Origin of the sequence: Microlunatus parietis, assembly GCF_013407955.1 — a bacterium.
Classification (GTDB): domain Bacteria; phylum Actinomycetota; class Actinomycetes; order Propionibacteriales; family Propionibacteriaceae; genus Microlunatus; species Microlunatus parietis.
Map to the genome: position 1 here is coordinate 2,016,751 of NZ_JACCBU010000001.1, position 16,345 is coordinate 2,033,095.

A 16,345-nucleotide genomic window follows, 5' to 3' on the forward strand; every position below is an offset into this window, starting at 1 on the left:
GGGTTCAGGCCAGCGCTGAGCGCAGTTCGACGACCTGCTGTTCGAGTTCGGCGAGCTGTGCGGAGTCGGGCTCGCGCAGGAGCAACTGCTCCACCTGCCGCGCCACCTCGGAGGCGAGATCGAACCCGAACGTGCCCGCCGACCCGGCGATCTGGTGGGCCAGATCCTTGGCTTGGCGCCGGTCGTCCTCGCTGAGGCCGGTCGGGTCGGACCGGAGAATCACCTCGGCCAAAGCCTCCACACGAATCCGATTGGTCTCCTGCGCCTGAGCGCTGATCGAGTCGAACACCGCTTCGGGCGATGGCGACGGGCGATCGGAGTCGGTCATCGCGCCCATCCCAGTAACGCCGCGACCTCATCGGCGAGCGTCATCGGGTCGAAGGGCTTGGAGATCACCCCGGCCGGTTGACCGTCGCCGGGGAACCGGTTATCGAATCCGCCGAGTTTCGCGGTGAGAAAGATGACCGGAAGCTCGCGGGTCTCCTCGTGCTCGCGGAGCTGGCGCAGGGCGGTCGGCCCGTCCATGCCCGGCATCATGACGTCGAGCAGGATCGCGTCCGGACGCTCGGCGACGGCAAGCTGCCAACCTTCCGTACCTGAGCTTGCCGTGGTGACCTTCCAGCCGCCGACGAGCTCGAGCGCAAGGTGGGCGACCTCACGAATCGAGCTGTCGTCGTCGACGACCAGAATGTGACGGTCCGTCATCGATCAGCCTTCACGGGGACGCCAGTACGCAGACCTGCCCGTATAATCCGCCTCAGTCACCAGGTCCACCTCCAACCGCCCCGTTCAGTCGCCCTACTGCCGGGGAGCCGATACGCGAGCACGCGCCAACCCCGGCGGCCCCGCTTCCCCAGCCCCGGGAAGCACGACCGAATTGACCTGCCCGCAGATTCAACAGTCGGTCGTCATCGTAGCGTTATGAATCCGGATGTGCCTGGCCGGGGCCCGGTCTGCCCTGTCCACACCGGCCCTGGAGAGCGTCTGCCGAGGCTGATACACACGGGTGCCAGGCAGCTTCCGGTGATAGCGTCCTCTGCATGACGGAGTCGGCTGGGGACCCCGGATCGAACTCCCGGCAGTCCCGCACCCGAGCTTTCCGGCGGTTCACCGCTTGGTGCGTTCTGGCCGCCGCCTGTCTGCTCGCCGAGCTTGCCGTGCTCACCAGCCCGCTGCCCGAGTCGACCAAGGTGTTCAGCGCCCATCTTCTCCTCACGGCGGGGGGCCTGATCGTCGGCCTGAGTGCCGGTCAACGCATCCGCAGCCTGTCGGAACGACGGTCCCGCGCCTGGCTGATGCTCGCCCTGGCTGGAGTGATCTGCGCTGCGGCCAACCTGTACGAGTTGATCGAATCGTTCAACAGCACGAGGACCACCACCGCGATCGGCAACATCGGACTCGCGATCGGCCTGGTGTTCGGGATTCTGGCCATGATCAGCTTCCCGCCCTCCAGGCGGCGCGGCACCGACCTCGCGAGGATGATGCTCGACGGAGTCGTCGTCGGTGGCTCGATCCTCTTCTTCACCGCGGTCATGATCTACCCGCCGCTGCTCAGCACGGCGTCGCTCTCGGAACCCAACGAAGTCGGCCTGCTCGTCGTGTCCGTCGGCGACGTGATCGTGGCGACCCTTGCCGTGTTGTTGATCATGCGGAGCAGCGGGACCGACCGGCCGTCCCTGGTGCTGGTCGGCTTCGGCTTCGCGTTGTACGCGGCGTCGGACCTCACCTTCGCACTGCTCACCGCGCAGGGCACCTTCAGCTTCGGATCGTGGGTTGATCTTGGCTGGATCGGCGGTTACGCGCTAATTGCTCTCGCCGCCAGGCATCCGGCCGCGGCACAGCCGACGTCGCACCAGTCGCCGCGCGAAGCGTCCCCGGTCGCCGGCACGGTGATCATGTTCACGATCTTCATCGCCGCCGCATTCGTCGGGCAGCTCGGCGCGATCAATCCGGCGACCAATGCGCTGTGGCTGATCGTCCTGGTCGCTGTCGCCGCGCGACAGATTCTGTTGATCATCGACAACCACGCCCTCCGTCGAGACCTGGAACGGCGGGTCGCGGAACGGACCCGGGACCTGCGTCGGCTGACCGAGCAGAGCGAACTGCTGCTGAAGTCGGTGGGTGACGGCATCTACGGCGTGGACACCAGCGGGCGGATCACCTTCCTCAACCCGGCGGCCGCCAGGGTGCTCGGTTATCCGCCGGCCGAGCTGATCGGCCGCAGCGCTCACCGTACCTTTCATGCGCCCCATCCCGACGGCACCCGGACGTCGGAGAGCCAGTGCTACGTCACCGAGGCGGTGCGGGACGGCTTCGCCGCCATGGCGGAGGAGGACACCTACGTCCGGGCCGACGGCCGCCACATCCCGGTCGAGGTGACCGCGACCCCGCTGACCATCGGCGGCGCCACCCAGAACGGCCAGTCCGCGTCCACCCGCGGCGCCGTCGTCGTGTTCCGCGACATCACCCAGCGCCGCGAGGTCGACCGGATCAAGAACGAGTTCGTCTCGATGGTGAGCCACGAACTGCGGACCCCGCTGACCTCGATCCGCGGATCCCTCGGGCTCCTGGCCGGCGGCGCGCTCGGTGACCTGCCGGAGCGGGCCGACCAACTGATCACCATCGCCCAGCAGAGCTGTGAACGGCTGACCCGGCTGATCAACGACATCCTGGACATCGAGCGGTTCGAGTCCGGCACCATCCCGATGGAGATCGGCGAGCACCGGGCCCCCGAGCTGATCGCCTCCGCCATTCGCCAGGTCGACCTGGTCGCCGCCGATGCCGAGGTCCGGCTCCGGATCGGCCGCGCCGACGGGATCGTCGTCGCCGATGCCGACCGGGTGCTGCAGGCCCTGATCAACCTGATCAGCAACGCGGTGAAGTTCTCCAAGGCCGGCGACGAGGTGCTGATCGCCGCCGTGCCACGGGGCGGGTTCGTCGAGTTCAGCATCACCGACCACGGCCGCGGGATCCCGCCGGACAAGCTGGACTCCATCTTCAACCGGTTCGAGCAGGTCGACTCGTCCGACTCCCGGGAGAAGGGCGGCAGCGGCCTGGGCCTGGCGATCAGCCGCAGCATCGTCGAGCGGCTCGGCGGCCGGATCTGGGCCCGCAGCGACCCCGATCGCGGCACCATCTTCACCTTCACGCTGCCCCGGGCCGAGCGGTCGGTCCCCGCAGGCCAGGAGGACCACCCGACCGTTCTGGTCTGCGACGACGACGACTACGCGGTCGAGGTGATGTGCCGACTGCTGGAGGCCCGCGGCTATCACGCCGTCGGTGTCACCGACGGGCAGGCGGCGATCGAGCGCGCCCTGACCGACCCTCCGGACGTCGTCGTCCTCGACCTGGCGATGCCGGGGACGTCCGGCGCGGACGTGATCGCGGCGCTCGGCCGGCACAGCGCAACCCGCAGGCTGCCGGTCGTCGTCGTCTCCGGACTGAGCCCGACCGGCAGCCCGGAGATCGCCGCGAAGGTGGCGGGCTGGCTGGTGAAGCCGATCGACGAGGAACGGCTGGCCCACACCGTCCGGAGCGTGCTGGCCGACAAGCCGGCGGAGAACACGGTGCTGGTCGTCGAGGACGACGACGACCTGGCATCGAACGTCACCAGTCTGCTGGAGCGGCGTGGGCTGACGGTGCACCAAGCACCGTCGGTCTCGGACGGGCTCGGCTACTTCGAGCGCGGCAGCCCGTCGGTCGTCGTGATCGACCTCAAGCTGCGGGACGGGGCAGGCGGCGACCTGCTGACCGTGCTGCGGCAGCGAGGTGCCCAGGGCCTCTCGGTCGTCGGCTACGGCACGGCCGAAGGCGAACTCAACGGCCACGCCGCCTTGCCCGGCGGCCGAGCCGTCTTCCTGACCACGGTGCCGGTTTCGGCGCAGCAACTCGAGGATTCCGTCATCGAGTTGCTGGACGCCGGCAGTGGTACGCCCGCCAGGGCGGCGCCGATGGACCCCTCCGACCTGGACCGGGACGACGGTGAGGAGGTGGAGGCACCGCGCCCGCGCCGGGCGCTTGATGTGACGACCACAAATCCATGACCAATCATGATCTCCCGATGCGGTACTTGACGACTGTCTAAGGGAGAATGTGGCCGGAAAACACCGCACACTCACAGGCTGTGCTGCGCCAGGGAAAGCATCCGGCCGTGCGGAACCGCGAAGGGACGACATGACGCAGGGCAATGTCGGCGCGCTCGAGATCCGAGTCAGCGCCGGCCGGGGGATTGGCTTGACTCGACTCTCCGCTTTCGACGCGGCGTTACGCGACGCCGGCGTCGCCGACTTCAACTTAGTTCGGCTCTCCTCGGTGATTCCGCCGAGGGGAGTCATCCGCGAGGTCCAGGGCTCCGAACAGCTGCAGGGTCGGATCGGGGACGTGCTCTACTGCGTGTACGCGGACTCCTACGCCAGCACACCCGGCGAGGAGGCCTGGGCCGGAGTCGCCTGGGCGCAGCGGGCGGAAGTCGAGCCCGCGCCGGGCGACGAGACGGAGAACCAACTCTCCGGCTCCGGCGTCTTCGTCGAGCACAGCGGCATCTCCCAAGCACTGGTCGAGCGCGATCTGCGGGCGAGCCTCGCCGACCTCACTCGAAACCGCGTCGGTGACTTCCCGCATCAGGGACGGATGTTGAGTTCCGCACGTTGCGTCGACCACCCGGTCTGCGCCATCGTCGTCGCGAGCTACTCCATCCAGACCCTGACACAGCCGTAGCGGAGGCATGAGATGGCCGATTCCGTCCGAGTGACCGTCGAGACCGAGCTATCGGACGCGACCGTCGATCAGTTCTGGGCGTTGTACCAAGTCGCGTTCGAACCGCTGCTGACCCGCTCGGCGGCCCGGCAGGTGCTGACCGCCGAGGAATTCCGGGCCGAGATGACGGATCCTCGGGTCGACAAGTACCTCGCCTGGGACGGGGACGAGGTGATCGGGTTGAGCACGCTGACCCGGCACCTCGAGACGGTGCCCTGGATCAGTCCGCAGTACTTCACGGCCAGGTTCCCCGAACACGCCGCGCGGAACGCGATCTTCTACCTCGGGATCACCTTGACGGCGCCGGGCCGACGACAGTCCGGTGCCTATGTCGCGATGATCTCCTCGGCGATCGCCACGATCGTCGAGGCTCGCGGAATCTGTGGGTACGACGTCAGTGCGTACCACCGGGACGAGATGAACTATGCCGACAATCTGGCCCGCTTCATCAAGCGACGGGCACGTGCCGAGGTCGAGGTCATCGACGAGCAGACGTACTTTCTCGCCGACCTCGACCAGGGCTGACGGTCAGCCGCCGCACCTGACCTGAACCGGTTAGGTACGCTACCGCCATGCCAGATCGCGTGGCGGTGATCATCGAGGACGACGCCGACATCAGAAACCTGCTGGAGGCCATCCTTGCCCAGGCGGGATTCACGACGCATGCCGTGTCGGAGGGAGCGGACGGCGTCGCTGCGGTACGGGACCATCAGCCGATTCTGACGACCCTGGACATCAGCCTGCCCGGCATCGACGGCTTCGAGGTCGCGCGCCAGATCCGGCACTTCAGCGACACCTACATCATCATCCTGTCCGCCCGCACCGAAGAGGTGGACACGTTGATGGGGCTGGATGCGGGAGCGGACGACTACCTGACCAAGCCGTTCCGGCCGCGCGAACTGCGGGCCCGGGTCGAGGCGATGATGCGGCGCCGCAACCTCTACGCCGGTGACGGGACCGGGCCCGGGGAACGCCCGGCCGGCGAGCCCGGCGCCGCGGAACCGGCCACGGCGTCCGGTGACGGCGACGGCTGGCTGAGTCACAACGGTCTGCGGATCCATCCGGAGATGCGGCTGTGCGAGCTGGACGGCTCGCCGGTGACGTTGACCCGGAGCGAGTTCGATCTGCTGCAGGCGATCATGAACGGCAAGCGCAGGGTGGTCTCGAAGGACACGCTGTCCCTGGAACTGCGCGGCGACCACAGCACCGGCGGTTACGTCAGCGAATCCGACCGCCGCGCCGTCGAGGTGCATCTGGCCAATGTCCGGCGCAAGCTCAACGACCCGGTCAACGCCCCACGGTTCATCGAGACCGTGCGCGGCGTCGGCTACCGCCTGGCGACCCGGCAGCCGCAGTCGTAGCGATCAATGTTCGGAGTCGTGCGCGGCCCGAGCCCGTTCCAACCGGCCCCGGTCGGTCGACTGGGCCCGGCGCAGCGCCGGCAGCTTCGACCGCGCGGCACCGAAGTCGACTCCGTTGACGGCGGCCCGGATCGGCCGGACCGCGCGGACGATCGCGTCGGCACCCACCATCAGGCTGGTGCTCTCCAAGCTGAGCAGGGCGACCTCGGCCCGTTCGGCGTTGCCGGCGGAGACCGCAGAGGTCACCGCCGTGACCCGGTGCTCCAGCAGATCGAGATAGTCGCTGACGAACTGCCACACGACGGCCGTGTCGCCGCCGACCTCGGCGGTCAACTCGAGCAGGGCCGGTCCGGAACCGGCATCGGCCTTGGCCCGGCGCGGCTTCGAGGGACCCGGCACGGCGGCCACCTCGGCGGCGCGGTCCTGGCTGGCGCGCCGCGGCTTGGCTGCCGGAACGGCCGGCGGTGCGTAGGGCCCGGTGACCTCGGGCTCCGGAACGCTGCTCATGGTCGGATCGCCTGTCGCCCGTAGTTTTCGGCTGGCCATGGTCCCGTCGTGTCCTGAAGTCCGGCGCGTTCGTGACGGCCGGCTCGGTGCGGTGACGATGGGGTCTGGGACACCTTCTCCCTCGCTGAACCGCTGACCGTGAAGATCAGGCATCCGACCTTGATAGACATGGTCAGGCCGGGGCGGCAACAGGCACGTCATAGCTGCGGGTCTACGACGCCGGCCACACCCGGCCCGACACGAATCATCTTGGACCAGAGGATTCAGTGGCCGACACGTTTTGGCTCAGTGGCGTCTCAAGATTCGATCAAGAACCGGTGAACCGGTTCGGCCGCTCAGGAGGGTCCGGGCTGCCGTCCGCTGGGGCCCGACGTCAGCCGCTGGCGTATCTCGAGGCCGATCACCGACGTCGAGTGCCGGCCGTCGAACGTCTTCGCCTCGTAGCCGACCTCGGCCACCCAGCCGACGAACCCGGGTGCCGGCAGCACCTCGACCCGGCCGTCCTCGATCACCCGATAGCTCGCCTGCCCGGGCACGATCAACTCCGACACCGGCAGGCCGGTCATCGGGTCGAGCAGCCGTACCGAGGCCGGATCGAAGCCGGAATCGGCGTCCAGGACGCCGTCGTTGGCCAGCGGGTCGAAGACCAGCGGCTGGCCCGAGACCGCGACCGGGAAGTCGGGATTGGTCACGCCGGGCTCGGCTGGCACCTCGGCGAACAGGTTGCCGCTGGAGACCTCGTCCTCGGCGACGACGACCTCGATGGTGTCGTTGTCGACCAGGACAGCGCCGTTGCCGGCCACCTCGACGCCGTCGCGGTAGGCCTTCGGCTGGTGCTCCAGCAGTCGGTACGTTCCCGACGCGAGCCCCTCGAAGGCGAACAGGCCGGACTCGTCCGTGGTCATCGTGGCGACCTTGACGCCGCCCGATTCCAGGGTGACCGCGACTCCGGCGAGCGGAGTGTCGTTGACGTCGAAATAACCGTCGTTGCCGGCGTCGGCGTACACGTAACCCTTGATCACGGCCGCGCCGCCTGGATCGGCGGCGGCCGGCAGTGCCGTCGCGCCGCAGCAGAGGATGGTGGAGGCCAACACTGCGAGTGAGCCTCGCCGGAGGGTTCGCGTCAGCGCGAGGCGGGCGTTGCCGCCTGAGAGCGCCTGGTTCATACCCCGTCCTGTCGCGTCGGCCCGGGGCGTGGCAAAGCCACCTCCCCGAGTGATCCAGCTGGCATCGTCCCCGCATGCCGGTTGATCAGACCCCACCGTAGGTTGGGGTCACGGGGATGTCAACGCGCCCGTAGAATTTAGGACCGCACGAAAACAACAGTGGGCGGGACAAAAATACCGCGGTCGGGGCCCGCATTCCCCGACCGCGGAAGTCTTGCGAGGACCGGCTCGGCCGTTCCTCCTTCACTTCGGCGCCGCCCGGATCCCGAGGAGCCCCCAGCATCGGGTCCGTTGCGGCTGCCGTGTTGAACCATTCCAGGCAGGCGTACATCCGTCGTACATCCGGCCTTCGGCATGCGATATGGCCGGGTATTCTCCCGCCGTTTCGCCCCTTCCGGGGCACAATGTGCATGCCGGACTCAGGAGTCCGGAACCCGACCAAGGACCGATACGGCGTGATCTTCCAGATCCTGGGACCGATGCTGATCACCGGTGAGGCAGCAGCGCGCTTCATTCCGGGTACGAAGCCGCGCCAACTTCTCGGTCTGCTGCTGCTGCACGCCAACCGGTTCGTCTCCACCGACCACATGGCGGACAGCCTGTGGGACGGCGAACCGCCTGGCTCGGCCGGCGCCAACCTGCGCAGCTACATCCGCAAGCTGCGCACCACGCTGCAGGAGCGCGGGGTCAGCGCCACCATCGAGACCCGGCCCGGCGGGTACGCGCTGATGGTGGGCACCGACGACGTCGACACCTCGCGGGTCGAGGCGATGCGGTCCGAGGTCCGGCATCTGACCACGGTCGGCGACTACGCCAGTGCCCTGGTGCTGCTGGACACGGCGCTGGATCTGTGGCGGGGATCACTGCTCGAGGACGTACCGGTGTGCCTGGCCTGGCAGCCGCAGCTGACCCGTTGGGACCTGGCCCGGGCCGAGATGCTGGACGACGCGATCGGGCTGCAGATCGAGCACGGCGATCCGCGGCGCGCGGCTCAGCTGGTCCGGGAGGCGCTGGACCGGGACCCGTACAACGAAGACCTCTGGTGCCTCTTGCTGCGCTGCTTCCTGGCCGCCGACCAGCCCGCCTTCGCCCGGCAGGCCGCCGACGAGGGCGAGAAGCTGTTCGCCGAGGAGCTCGGCGTGGCGCCGGGGCCGGACTTCGCCGCGCTGGCGGCCGAGGCCCGGGCCATGCCGGCCCGGCGCACGCTGACCCCGGTCCCCCGCCGTCAGCCGGACGAGCCGGCGAAGCCGGACCGCGCCGCGGAACCGCCGGTCTCCGACCGCAGCGACACCGGCGATCCGCCGTTCCGGCGCGAGGTGCCGACCCAGCTGCCGATGGACGTGGCGGACTTCACCGGCCGCGAGGTGCACCTGGCGGAACTGGTCGAGTCGCTGCGGACCCGGACCGCGGACCGGCCGCTGGTCGTCGCGATCTCCGGCCCGCCGGGCATCGGCAAGACCGCGCTCGCGATCCGGATCGGGCATCTGGTCCGCGACTCGTTCCTGGACGGCCAGATCTTTCTGAGCCTGCACGGCGACCGCCACGTCGACCCCACCTACGCGGTGGCGGAGGCGCTCACCGCACTCGGGGTGCAGACGGTGCCGGAACGCCTGGACCGGGCCGCCGCCCTGCTCCGGTCCGAGCTGGCCAGCCGCCGAGTGTTGTTGATCATCGACGACGTCGGTACGGCGAGCCAGGTCGAGGAGCTGCTGCCCGGCACCGGGGACACGGTGACCCTGCTGACCAGCCGGCGCCGGCTCACCGAGATCGCCGGCATCCGGTCGCTCGAACTCGGCGAACTGGAGCCGGCAGAGGCGGAGGCGCTGATCGAGGAGATCGCCCCCGGTCGGGACGCGGCCGACCGGCGCCGGCTGGCCGCCGCCTGCGGCCGGCACCCGTTGGCACTGCGGATCGCGGCGGCCCGGCTCAGCCGGCGACCAGACCTCAGCGTCGCCGAGCTGGTGCGCCGGCTCTCCGACCCCGACCAGGCACTGAACGAGCTCACCCTGGGCGAGACCGCGTTCCGGTCCAGCGCCGACCTCAGCGCCCGCTCGCTCGGTCCGGCCGACGCGACCGCGTACCGGGTGCTCGGAGCGCTGGAGGCGACCGAGTTCCCGGGCTGGGTGGTCGAACTGGCCAGCGGCTCCTCCCGTACCGCGGACAACCTGCTCGAGGAGAACCTGCTCCAGCTGGTCAGCCGCGGCCAGGCCGGGACGGCCGAGTTCCGGATGCACGACCTGCTCCGCTGGCACGCCCGCGAATGGGGCGCCGAGCATCGGGCCGAGACGGTCGAGGGCGTACGGCGGGTGCTGCTGGGCTGGCTGGTCCGAGCCCGCGAGGCCGCCGCCGCGCTGCCGTTCGAGTTTCTCGGAGTCGCGTTCCCGATGCCGGACGAGGCCCCGGACCCGCCGCCCGATGCGACGGCCGAGGACTGGTTCGCCGGCGAGCAGGGCCGGCTGATCGACCTGGTCGCGACCGCCCGGCGGTACGGGGCGGACGACCTGGCCTGGCGGCTGGTCTGCACCTGGTCGGCGTACTTCGACCTGCGCGGGCACACCCAGCTCTGGCATCACGCGCTGACGGCCGTGCTGCCGTCCTCGAACGGCCTGGACGATCCGCTGGGTGAGGCGACAGTGCTGCGCGACCTGGCCCAGATCGATCTGTACCGCGCTGATCTTGATCTGGCCGCGGACAAGTTCCGTCGCAGCCGGGCCCTGTTCCAGCAGCTGGAGCACCTGCCCGGGGTCGGCGTCACCGAGATCGGCCTGGCCACGACGCACCGGATGATGCGCCGGTTCGACATCGCCGAACAACACGCCAAGGCGGCGCTCGACTGCTTCCGTACGCCCGCGGAGAACCATCTCAAGGCGACCGCGATGAGCGCGATGGCTGCGATCCACATCGCCGCGGATCGCAAGGACCAGGCCGAATCCTGGCTGCTCCGGGCCCGCGACCTGGCGGCCCGGATCGGTGATCAACATCGCGTCGCGACCGTGCTCCGCCGGCTCGCCGCGCTGCATCACGCGCGGGAGGACTACCCGGCCGGGCGGGCGGCGATGACCGAGGCGCTGGCGATCTTCGACGCGTTGAGCGACGACCGCTGCGCCACCCAGACGCGGGTCACGTTCGGCATCGTGCTGACCAAGACCGGTGACCTGGCGACGGCCCGGCGGGAGCTGAACCGGGCCCTCGGCTCGGCCGAGCGGGCCGGTGAGCTGGACGATCAAGCGCTCATCCTCGAGTCGCTCGGCGAGGTCAGCCTGCTCGCCGGTCGGCGCAACGAGGCGATCCGGCTGTATCGGCGGGCGGCCCGCCAGTGGCAGGTCTGCGGCCTGCAGGCCGAGGCCGAGCGGGCCGAGCGGCGCGGCCAGGACATCGCCGCGGGCGATCGCGAGGCGGTTCGGTAGCGGGCGGGATGTGCCAGAAATGTACGACGCCGGTCCAGATTGAGCCCATGCGGGAGATCCAGGGGGAATCAGCGGGTGCGCCACGTGCCGAGCAGTCCATGGACCTTCCACGTCAGGACTCACAGCACACGTCGGGGGTTGCGGTGATGATCACCGATGCCACACCACGCTCGGCCGAGGAGGCCCTGCGCTGGCAGCTGCGCCGGATCGGCAGCTCGGCCTGGGAGGGCTGGGCGTTGCGGTTCCAGCGGTTGGCCTTCGGCTACGCGTCCGAGGCGGGCTGGCGGCACTGCTCCGAGGGACTCGCCTGGTTCACCGAGCATGATCTGGTCTCCGACGGAACGCCCCCGCGCGGCGCCCTCGCCTGGTTCGAGGTCGGCGGCAGGGTGACCGTCCGCGGCAGCCTCGGCGACGGCCAGGTGATCGGCCCCGGCGTCGACGGCCGGATCGGCGTGATCGCCCACGACACCCTCGGCCGCTACCTCGGCTGGACCCCCGCCATCTTCCCCTTCGCCCGCTAAAGACCCGCCGACCGGTCACAAAAGCAGGCGTTTTGGCGGCGTGTCGCTGCGTTAGTGACTGGTCGGTGTGCGGAAGGGCTGGGCGTCGTCCGATCGGGCTGGCAGCGGACCGGGATCCTTCTCGCCCGCCCCCGCCGACCAAAGACCTCGGGATCTCCACCCGAGTTGACCGATGATCACGTGCGATCACGTCCGCCAAACCCGAGCTGACCGAAGACCCGCAGCCGACCCACCCGACCCGCCTGGGCGGCCCGAACTCCCCGCGATGCTTCCCGTCCGATCCGCAGCTGACCGAAGATCCACGAACCCTCACGCCCCACCCGAGCTGACCGAAGACCCACAGCCGACCCACCCGACCCGCCCGGGCGGCCCGAACTCCCCGCGATGCTTCCCGTCCGATCCGTAACTGACCGAAGATCCACGAACCCTCACGCCCCACCCGAGCTGACCGAAGACCCACAGCCGACCCACCCGACCCGCCCGGGCGGCCCGAACTCCCCGCGATGCTTCCCGTCCGATCCGCAGCTGACCGAAGATCCACGAACCTCACGCCCCACCGGGCTGACCGAAGACCCGCGGGTCCTCCCGCCCCGACCCCTGGCTGACCAAGATCCTCGATCCGGTCTGGCGCGAACGAGGTGGGCGTCCGGCCCCGAGCGGCGCGGGCCCGATCGACGGGCGACCGAATCCGCCGCCGCCCTGCAGCCAGATCGCTCGACCCAGCCGGCCTCGGCCCAGTGTGAGATGCACCCTCGCCGTACCGTCCACGCGTGGGCCGGTACCTGTCGCGAAATCACTGCTGATGAAGGGCTCGAGCCGATTTCAACGTTGCACCCTCTGATGTGAAGAGAAATCGCGACATCGAGCCCGGGAACAACGACGAAGCCGCACCAGGCGCGCGGACGCAGCCCGCGTCGTCACCTGATCGCGACGACGTCGCCTGCGGGCCGGAGAACGGGCAAGACCAACAGAGTTACCGCCACTGTCCGGGCGGCCAAGCCGGGCCCGCGGATCCGAGCCCGGGCCGTAGCCGGTGGGATCGATCGGCGCCGAGTCGGTAATCAGCTCCGTACCGGTGCGGCGCTGGCTCGGAAGCGGCTTCGCCGTGCCGTCGATCCTGAACCGGCGGGTCCGGGTCGCGCAGGGCAAGGCCGGTCAACAACGGGCGTGTAGGTCCGCCCAGCACGACTCCTCCGGTCGGGCCATCGGGCTGCCCCTCACCGGACAACGCCAACGGCTGTCGAGCCCAAACAGATCCACCGTGAGGACTCACGGGCGTGAGACCGCTGCGACGTGTCGCTGCGCTTGTAACGGGTCGTCAGGATCTCGGGTTCGGGTTCGGTCTTATGCCGGAGATCGCAACCATTGCTGTCCCCGCACGTGTCTTCTCCAACCCTGCGCGGCCCGCGCCATCCCCGCGCTGCCGACCGACATCATCTCCCCGCGCCGCCGATCCACACCATTCTCCCCGGACCCCGGCACGCACCATCCCCGCAGCCGCCGGCCCGCACCATCCCCCGCGCCGCCGATCCGCACCATCCTCCCCGGATCCGGCCCGCACCATCCCCGGCGCCGCCGACCGACACCAACCCCCGCTCTGCCGACCCGCACCATCCCCCGGGACCGCCGACCCGCACCATCCTCCCCGACCCGGCCCGCACCATCCCCCGGCACCGCCGACCCGCACCACCCTCCCCGGACCCGGCCCGCACCCTCCCCGGCACCGCCGACCGACACCAACCCCCGGCCTGCCGACCGACCCGGCGCTGCCGACCGGCACCTTCGCCGTCCCCGGCCTGCCCCATCGTCGCCCACCGCTGCCGGCCCGTACCTTCCCGCACGGTGACCATCCCCATCCGCGCCCCGCCGACCGGTCAACTCTGCAGCGACACGCCGTAGAAACGCCTGCTTTGGTGACTGGTCGGCGTTTCTTGGGGGTGGGGGGTTAGGGGTCGTTAAGGTCGGGGGAATGCGATCGGACGATGAGCGTGAGCGGCTCCGGCAGACCTTCGGCGCGGCGGCCGAGCGGTACGACCGGACTCGGCCCTCCTATCCCGGCGTGATGCTGGACCGGCTGGCCGAGCTCGGCGGGCTGGCGCCCGGAGACCGGGTGCTGGAGATCGGCTGCGGGACCGGCCAGCTGACCCGGTCGCTGGTCGCCCGCGGTTACCGGGTCACCGCGGTCGAGCTGTCCGAGGACCTGGCCGCGGTGGCCCGGCGTAACGTTCCCGAGGCCGAGGTGATCACCGGCGACTTCGAGCAGTGGCCGTTGCCGGACGAACCGTTCGCCGCGGTGGCCGCCGCGACGTCGTTCCACTGGATCGACCCGGCGGTCCAGTTCACCAAGACGGCCGCGGCGCTTCGGCCGGGCGGCGCCCTGGCGATCATCGGCACCGCACACGTCGACGGCGGCAGCAGCGAGTTCTTCGTCGAGGTCCAGAAATGCTACGAGCGTTGGGATCCCGAGCACACCAGGCCCGATCTCCGGCTGGCGAAGGCGGAGTCGATCAAGGACGACTTCGACGTCACGCCGGGCGGATTCTTCGAGCGGGTCGGCACGGCGCGCGAGGTGGTCGAGGTCCCGTACGACACCGAGAGCTATCTCGACCTGCTGCAGACCTTCTCCGGCCACCTGGCCCTGCCGCCCGAGCGCCTCGACGGCTTGCTCGGCTGCATCCGTGACTTGATCGACGATCGCTACGACGGCCGGGTGATCAAGGCCAATCTGTTCCGGATGGTGGTCGGCCGGAAGCGCTAGTGTCGTGCGTCCCTAGTTCCTTGACAGGTGGCGGCGTCCAGGTGCGTGCATCGCCAGGCCGACGAGGAAGACATATCGGGTCATATATCGACCGAGGAGAACGCCGCGAGGTGCGTGCCTGGGCGTCGCCAACTGTTAAGGAACTAGGGACGCACGACACTAGCGGCTCGGCCACTGCCAGGACGGGCGCTCGAACCGGCCCTGGCCCGCGATCATGGTCTCGCCGAGCTCCTTGATCAACTCGATCCGGACCAGATCATCCGCATGCTCCGCGATGATCTTGTCCACCAACCCCGGCGCGTGACTGACGATGATCACCTGCGACCGCTCGGCCGCGGCGACGACCAGCCGGGCCAGGCTCGGGTAGAGGTCCGGGTGCAGGCTGACCTCCGGCTCGTTCAGCACCAGCAGCTCCGGCGGCCGCGGCGACAGCAGCGCGGCGACCAGCATCAGGTAGCGCAACGTGCCGTCGGACAGCTCGGCGACCCCGATCGGCCGCAGCATCCCGGGCTGCCGCAGGGCCAGCGCCAGGTCGGCACCACCGAAGACCAGGCTCGACCCGTCGAACGCCTCGGCGATCGTCGCGGCCAGCAGCCGGGAGTCGCCGACCTCCTGGATCGTCGCCAGTGCCGCCGCGACGTCGCCGCCGTCGTGGCCCAGCACCGGGGTCCGGGTCGGAATCCGGGCCGCCCGGGCCGGCGCCTCCGGGTCGGTCCGCAGCTGGTCGTAACAGCGCCAGCCGCGCAGCCGCTCCCGTACCGCGGCGATCTCGGGCGAGGCGCCGGCGTATTCGGTGAGCAGCGACTCCGAGCCAGCCAGGGTCCGGCTCAGTTCGGCCCAGGACCGGCCGTCCCGCATCCGGACCAGCGGTCCGGCCCGGTCGATCAAGGTCGCCGCCGGCCGCAGGATCGGTCCGGACCAGATCGCCTCGGCCTTGATCTTCGGGTCGTACGGGAACACGCCTGCCTCGGCCGGAGTCGGCAGACCAAGATCGATTCCGTACCCGAAGCTGTCGCCGGCCACGCCGAGCCGCAACCGGACCGGCCCGGTGCGGACGGTGCCCTGCACCGGCACCTCACCGGACCGCATCCCCTTCGAGATCTTCTCCGGCCCGGCCCAGCGCACCGAATCGAGCCCGCCGGACCGGGCCAGACTGCCGATCAGCTGGCCGTGCCCGGCGTCGGCAAGCAGCCGGATCGCCCGGTACAGGTTGGATTTCCCGGTGCCGTTGGCCCCGGTGATCACGGTCAGCCGGCCCAGTCCGACCACCACGTCGCGCAGCGACCGGTAGCCCTCGACGGCCAGCGTCGTGATCATGACAGCGGCCGGGTCGGCGCCCAGAACCGCTTCTTGCCCTTCCGGGTGTCCTCGTAGACACCGCCACCCTTCCTGATCACCTTCTCCGAGGCGACGTTGTCCTCGTCGCAGGTGATCAACACCGGATCGATGCCGAGCCGGAACGCGATCGGCAGCGCGGCCAGCAGCATCGCGGTGGCGTGTCCGCGCCGCCGGGCACTCGGTCGTACGTCGTAGCCGATGTGACCGCCCCACTCGAGCAGCTTCGGCGTCAGCCGGTGCCGGATCGCCAGCCGGCCCAGGTAGTGATCGCCGTCGACGTACCAGAGGGTCGTCCCGGGGACGTAGCCGACCGGCCGCGGCGAGTCCTCCTCGGCGTCGGCGCGGAGTTCGGTGACGTACTGCTCGAACGCCTCGGGGGTGGCCCAACGGTCCGAGTAGGTACGGATCTCGCTGCCGACCATGGTGTTGTCATCCGTCCCACCGCGACCCTCGGACTGGAACTCGGCCATGGCTTCGAGGAATGAACGGTGGACCCTGGTCAGGGGCGCGATCAACTCAGGCATTCGCCCAT

At 69.9% G+C, this 16,345-nt stretch carries 13 protein-coding genes; 7 read left to right on the forward strand and 6 right to left on the reverse strand.

The genetic code is table 11. The features are described 5' to 3' along the window. Positions 1 to 4: 4 nt before the first annotated feature. Positions 5 to 337, reverse strand: a complete 333-nt coding sequence (locus BKA15_RS09605; protein WP_179750212.1) for an Hpt domain-containing protein — start codon at positions 335 to 337, stop codon at positions 5 to 7. Continuing rightward, on the reverse strand, positions 325 to 705 hold the full coding sequence (locus BKA15_RS09610; RefSeq protein ID WP_179750214.1) for a response regulator: 381 nt from the start codon (positions 703 to 705) through the stop codon (positions 325 to 327). Before BKA15_RS09610 ends, BKA15_RS09605 begins: the two co-directional genes overlap by 13 nt. Positions 706 to 1,040: 335 nt before the next feature. On the opposite strand from BKA15_RS09610, the gene BKA15_RS09615 reads away from it, so the two are divergent. From BKA15_RS09615 to BKA15_RS09630, 4 genes are all read left to right on the forward strand, one after another. After that, positions 1,041 to 4,043 carry an ATP-binding protein gene (locus BKA15_RS09615; protein WP_179750216.1) on the forward strand — a complete coding sequence of 1,001 codons (3,003 nt, stop codon included), beginning with the start codon at positions 1,041 to 1,043 and terminating at the stop codon, positions 4,041 to 4,043. Between the two features lie 130 nt (positions 4,044 to 4,173). Continuing rightward, the gene (locus BKA15_RS09620; RefSeq protein ID WP_179750217.1) at positions 4,174 to 4,716 is read left to right on the forward strand and encodes a pyruvoyl-dependent arginine decarboxylase; all 543 of its coding nucleotides are present in this window, start codon (positions 4,174 to 4,176) and stop codon (positions 4,714 to 4,716) included. Between the two features lie 12 nt (positions 4,717 to 4,728). Further along, on the forward strand, positions 4,729 to 5,280 hold the full coding sequence (locus BKA15_RS09625; RefSeq protein ID WP_179750219.1) for a hypothetical protein: 552 nt from the start codon (positions 4,729 to 4,731) through the stop codon (positions 5,278 to 5,280). Positions 5,281 to 5,327: 47 nt separating this feature from the next. Then, the gene (locus BKA15_RS09630) at positions 5,328 to 6,116 is read left to right on the forward strand and encodes a response regulator transcription factor (protein ID WP_179750221.1); all 789 of its coding nucleotides are present in this window, start codon (positions 5,328 to 5,330) and stop codon (positions 6,114 to 6,116) included. A gap of 3 nt (positions 6,117 to 6,119) precedes the next feature. Here BKA15_RS09630 and BKA15_RS09635 read toward each other — a convergent pair whose 3' ends face one another. Then, positions 6,120 to 6,623 carry a hypothetical protein gene (locus tag BKA15_RS09635; protein ID WP_179750223.1) on the reverse strand — a complete coding sequence of 168 codons (504 nt, stop codon included), beginning with the start codon at positions 6,621 to 6,623 and terminating at the stop codon, positions 6,120 to 6,122. 335 nt (positions 6,624 to 6,958) lie between these two features. After that, positions 6,959 to 7,714 carry an SdrD B-like domain-containing protein gene (locus tag BKA15_RS09640; RefSeq protein WP_179750225.1) on the reverse strand — a complete coding sequence of 252 codons (756 nt, stop codon included), beginning with the start codon at positions 7,712 to 7,714 and terminating at the stop codon, positions 6,959 to 6,961. Positions 7,715 to 8,199: 485 nt separating this feature from the next. Between BKA15_RS09640 and BKA15_RS09645 the strand changes: the two genes are divergently transcribed. From BKA15_RS09645 to BKA15_RS09655, 3 genes are all read left to right on the forward strand, one after another. Continuing rightward, on the forward strand, positions 8,200 to 11,196 hold the full coding sequence (locus tag BKA15_RS09645; protein ID WP_179750227.1) for an AfsR/SARP family transcriptional regulator: 2,997 nt from the start codon (positions 8,200 to 8,202) through the stop codon (positions 11,194 to 11,196). A gap of 146 nt (positions 11,197 to 11,342) precedes the next feature. Beyond that, positions 11,343 to 11,717, forward strand: a complete 375-nt coding sequence (locus BKA15_RS09650; RefSeq protein WP_179750229.1) for a hypothetical protein — start codon at positions 11,343 to 11,345, stop codon at positions 11,715 to 11,717. A 1,969-nt stretch (positions 11,718 to 13,686) separates the two neighbouring features. Further along, positions 13,687 to 14,475 (forward strand): class I SAM-dependent methyltransferase, encoded by a 789-nt coding sequence (locus tag BKA15_RS09655; RefSeq protein WP_179750231.1) that lies wholly within the window; start codon positions 13,687 to 13,689, stop codon positions 14,473 to 14,475. Positions 14,476 to 14,634: 159 nt separating this feature from the next. Here BKA15_RS09655 and BKA15_RS09660 read toward each other — a convergent pair whose 3' ends face one another. Next, positions 14,635 to 15,792 (reverse strand): AAA family ATPase, encoded by a 1,158-nt coding sequence (locus tag BKA15_RS09660; protein ID WP_179750233.1) that lies wholly within the window; start codon positions 15,790 to 15,792, stop codon positions 14,635 to 14,637. Continuing rightward, a complete protein-coding gene (locus BKA15_RS09665; protein ID WP_179750235.1) occupies positions 15,789 to 16,337 on the reverse strand; it encodes a GNAT family N-acetyltransferase in 549 nt (182 codons plus the stop codon). Before BKA15_RS09665 ends, BKA15_RS09660 begins: the two co-directional genes overlap by 4 nt. Positions 16,338 to 16,345: the final 8 nt, after the last annotated feature.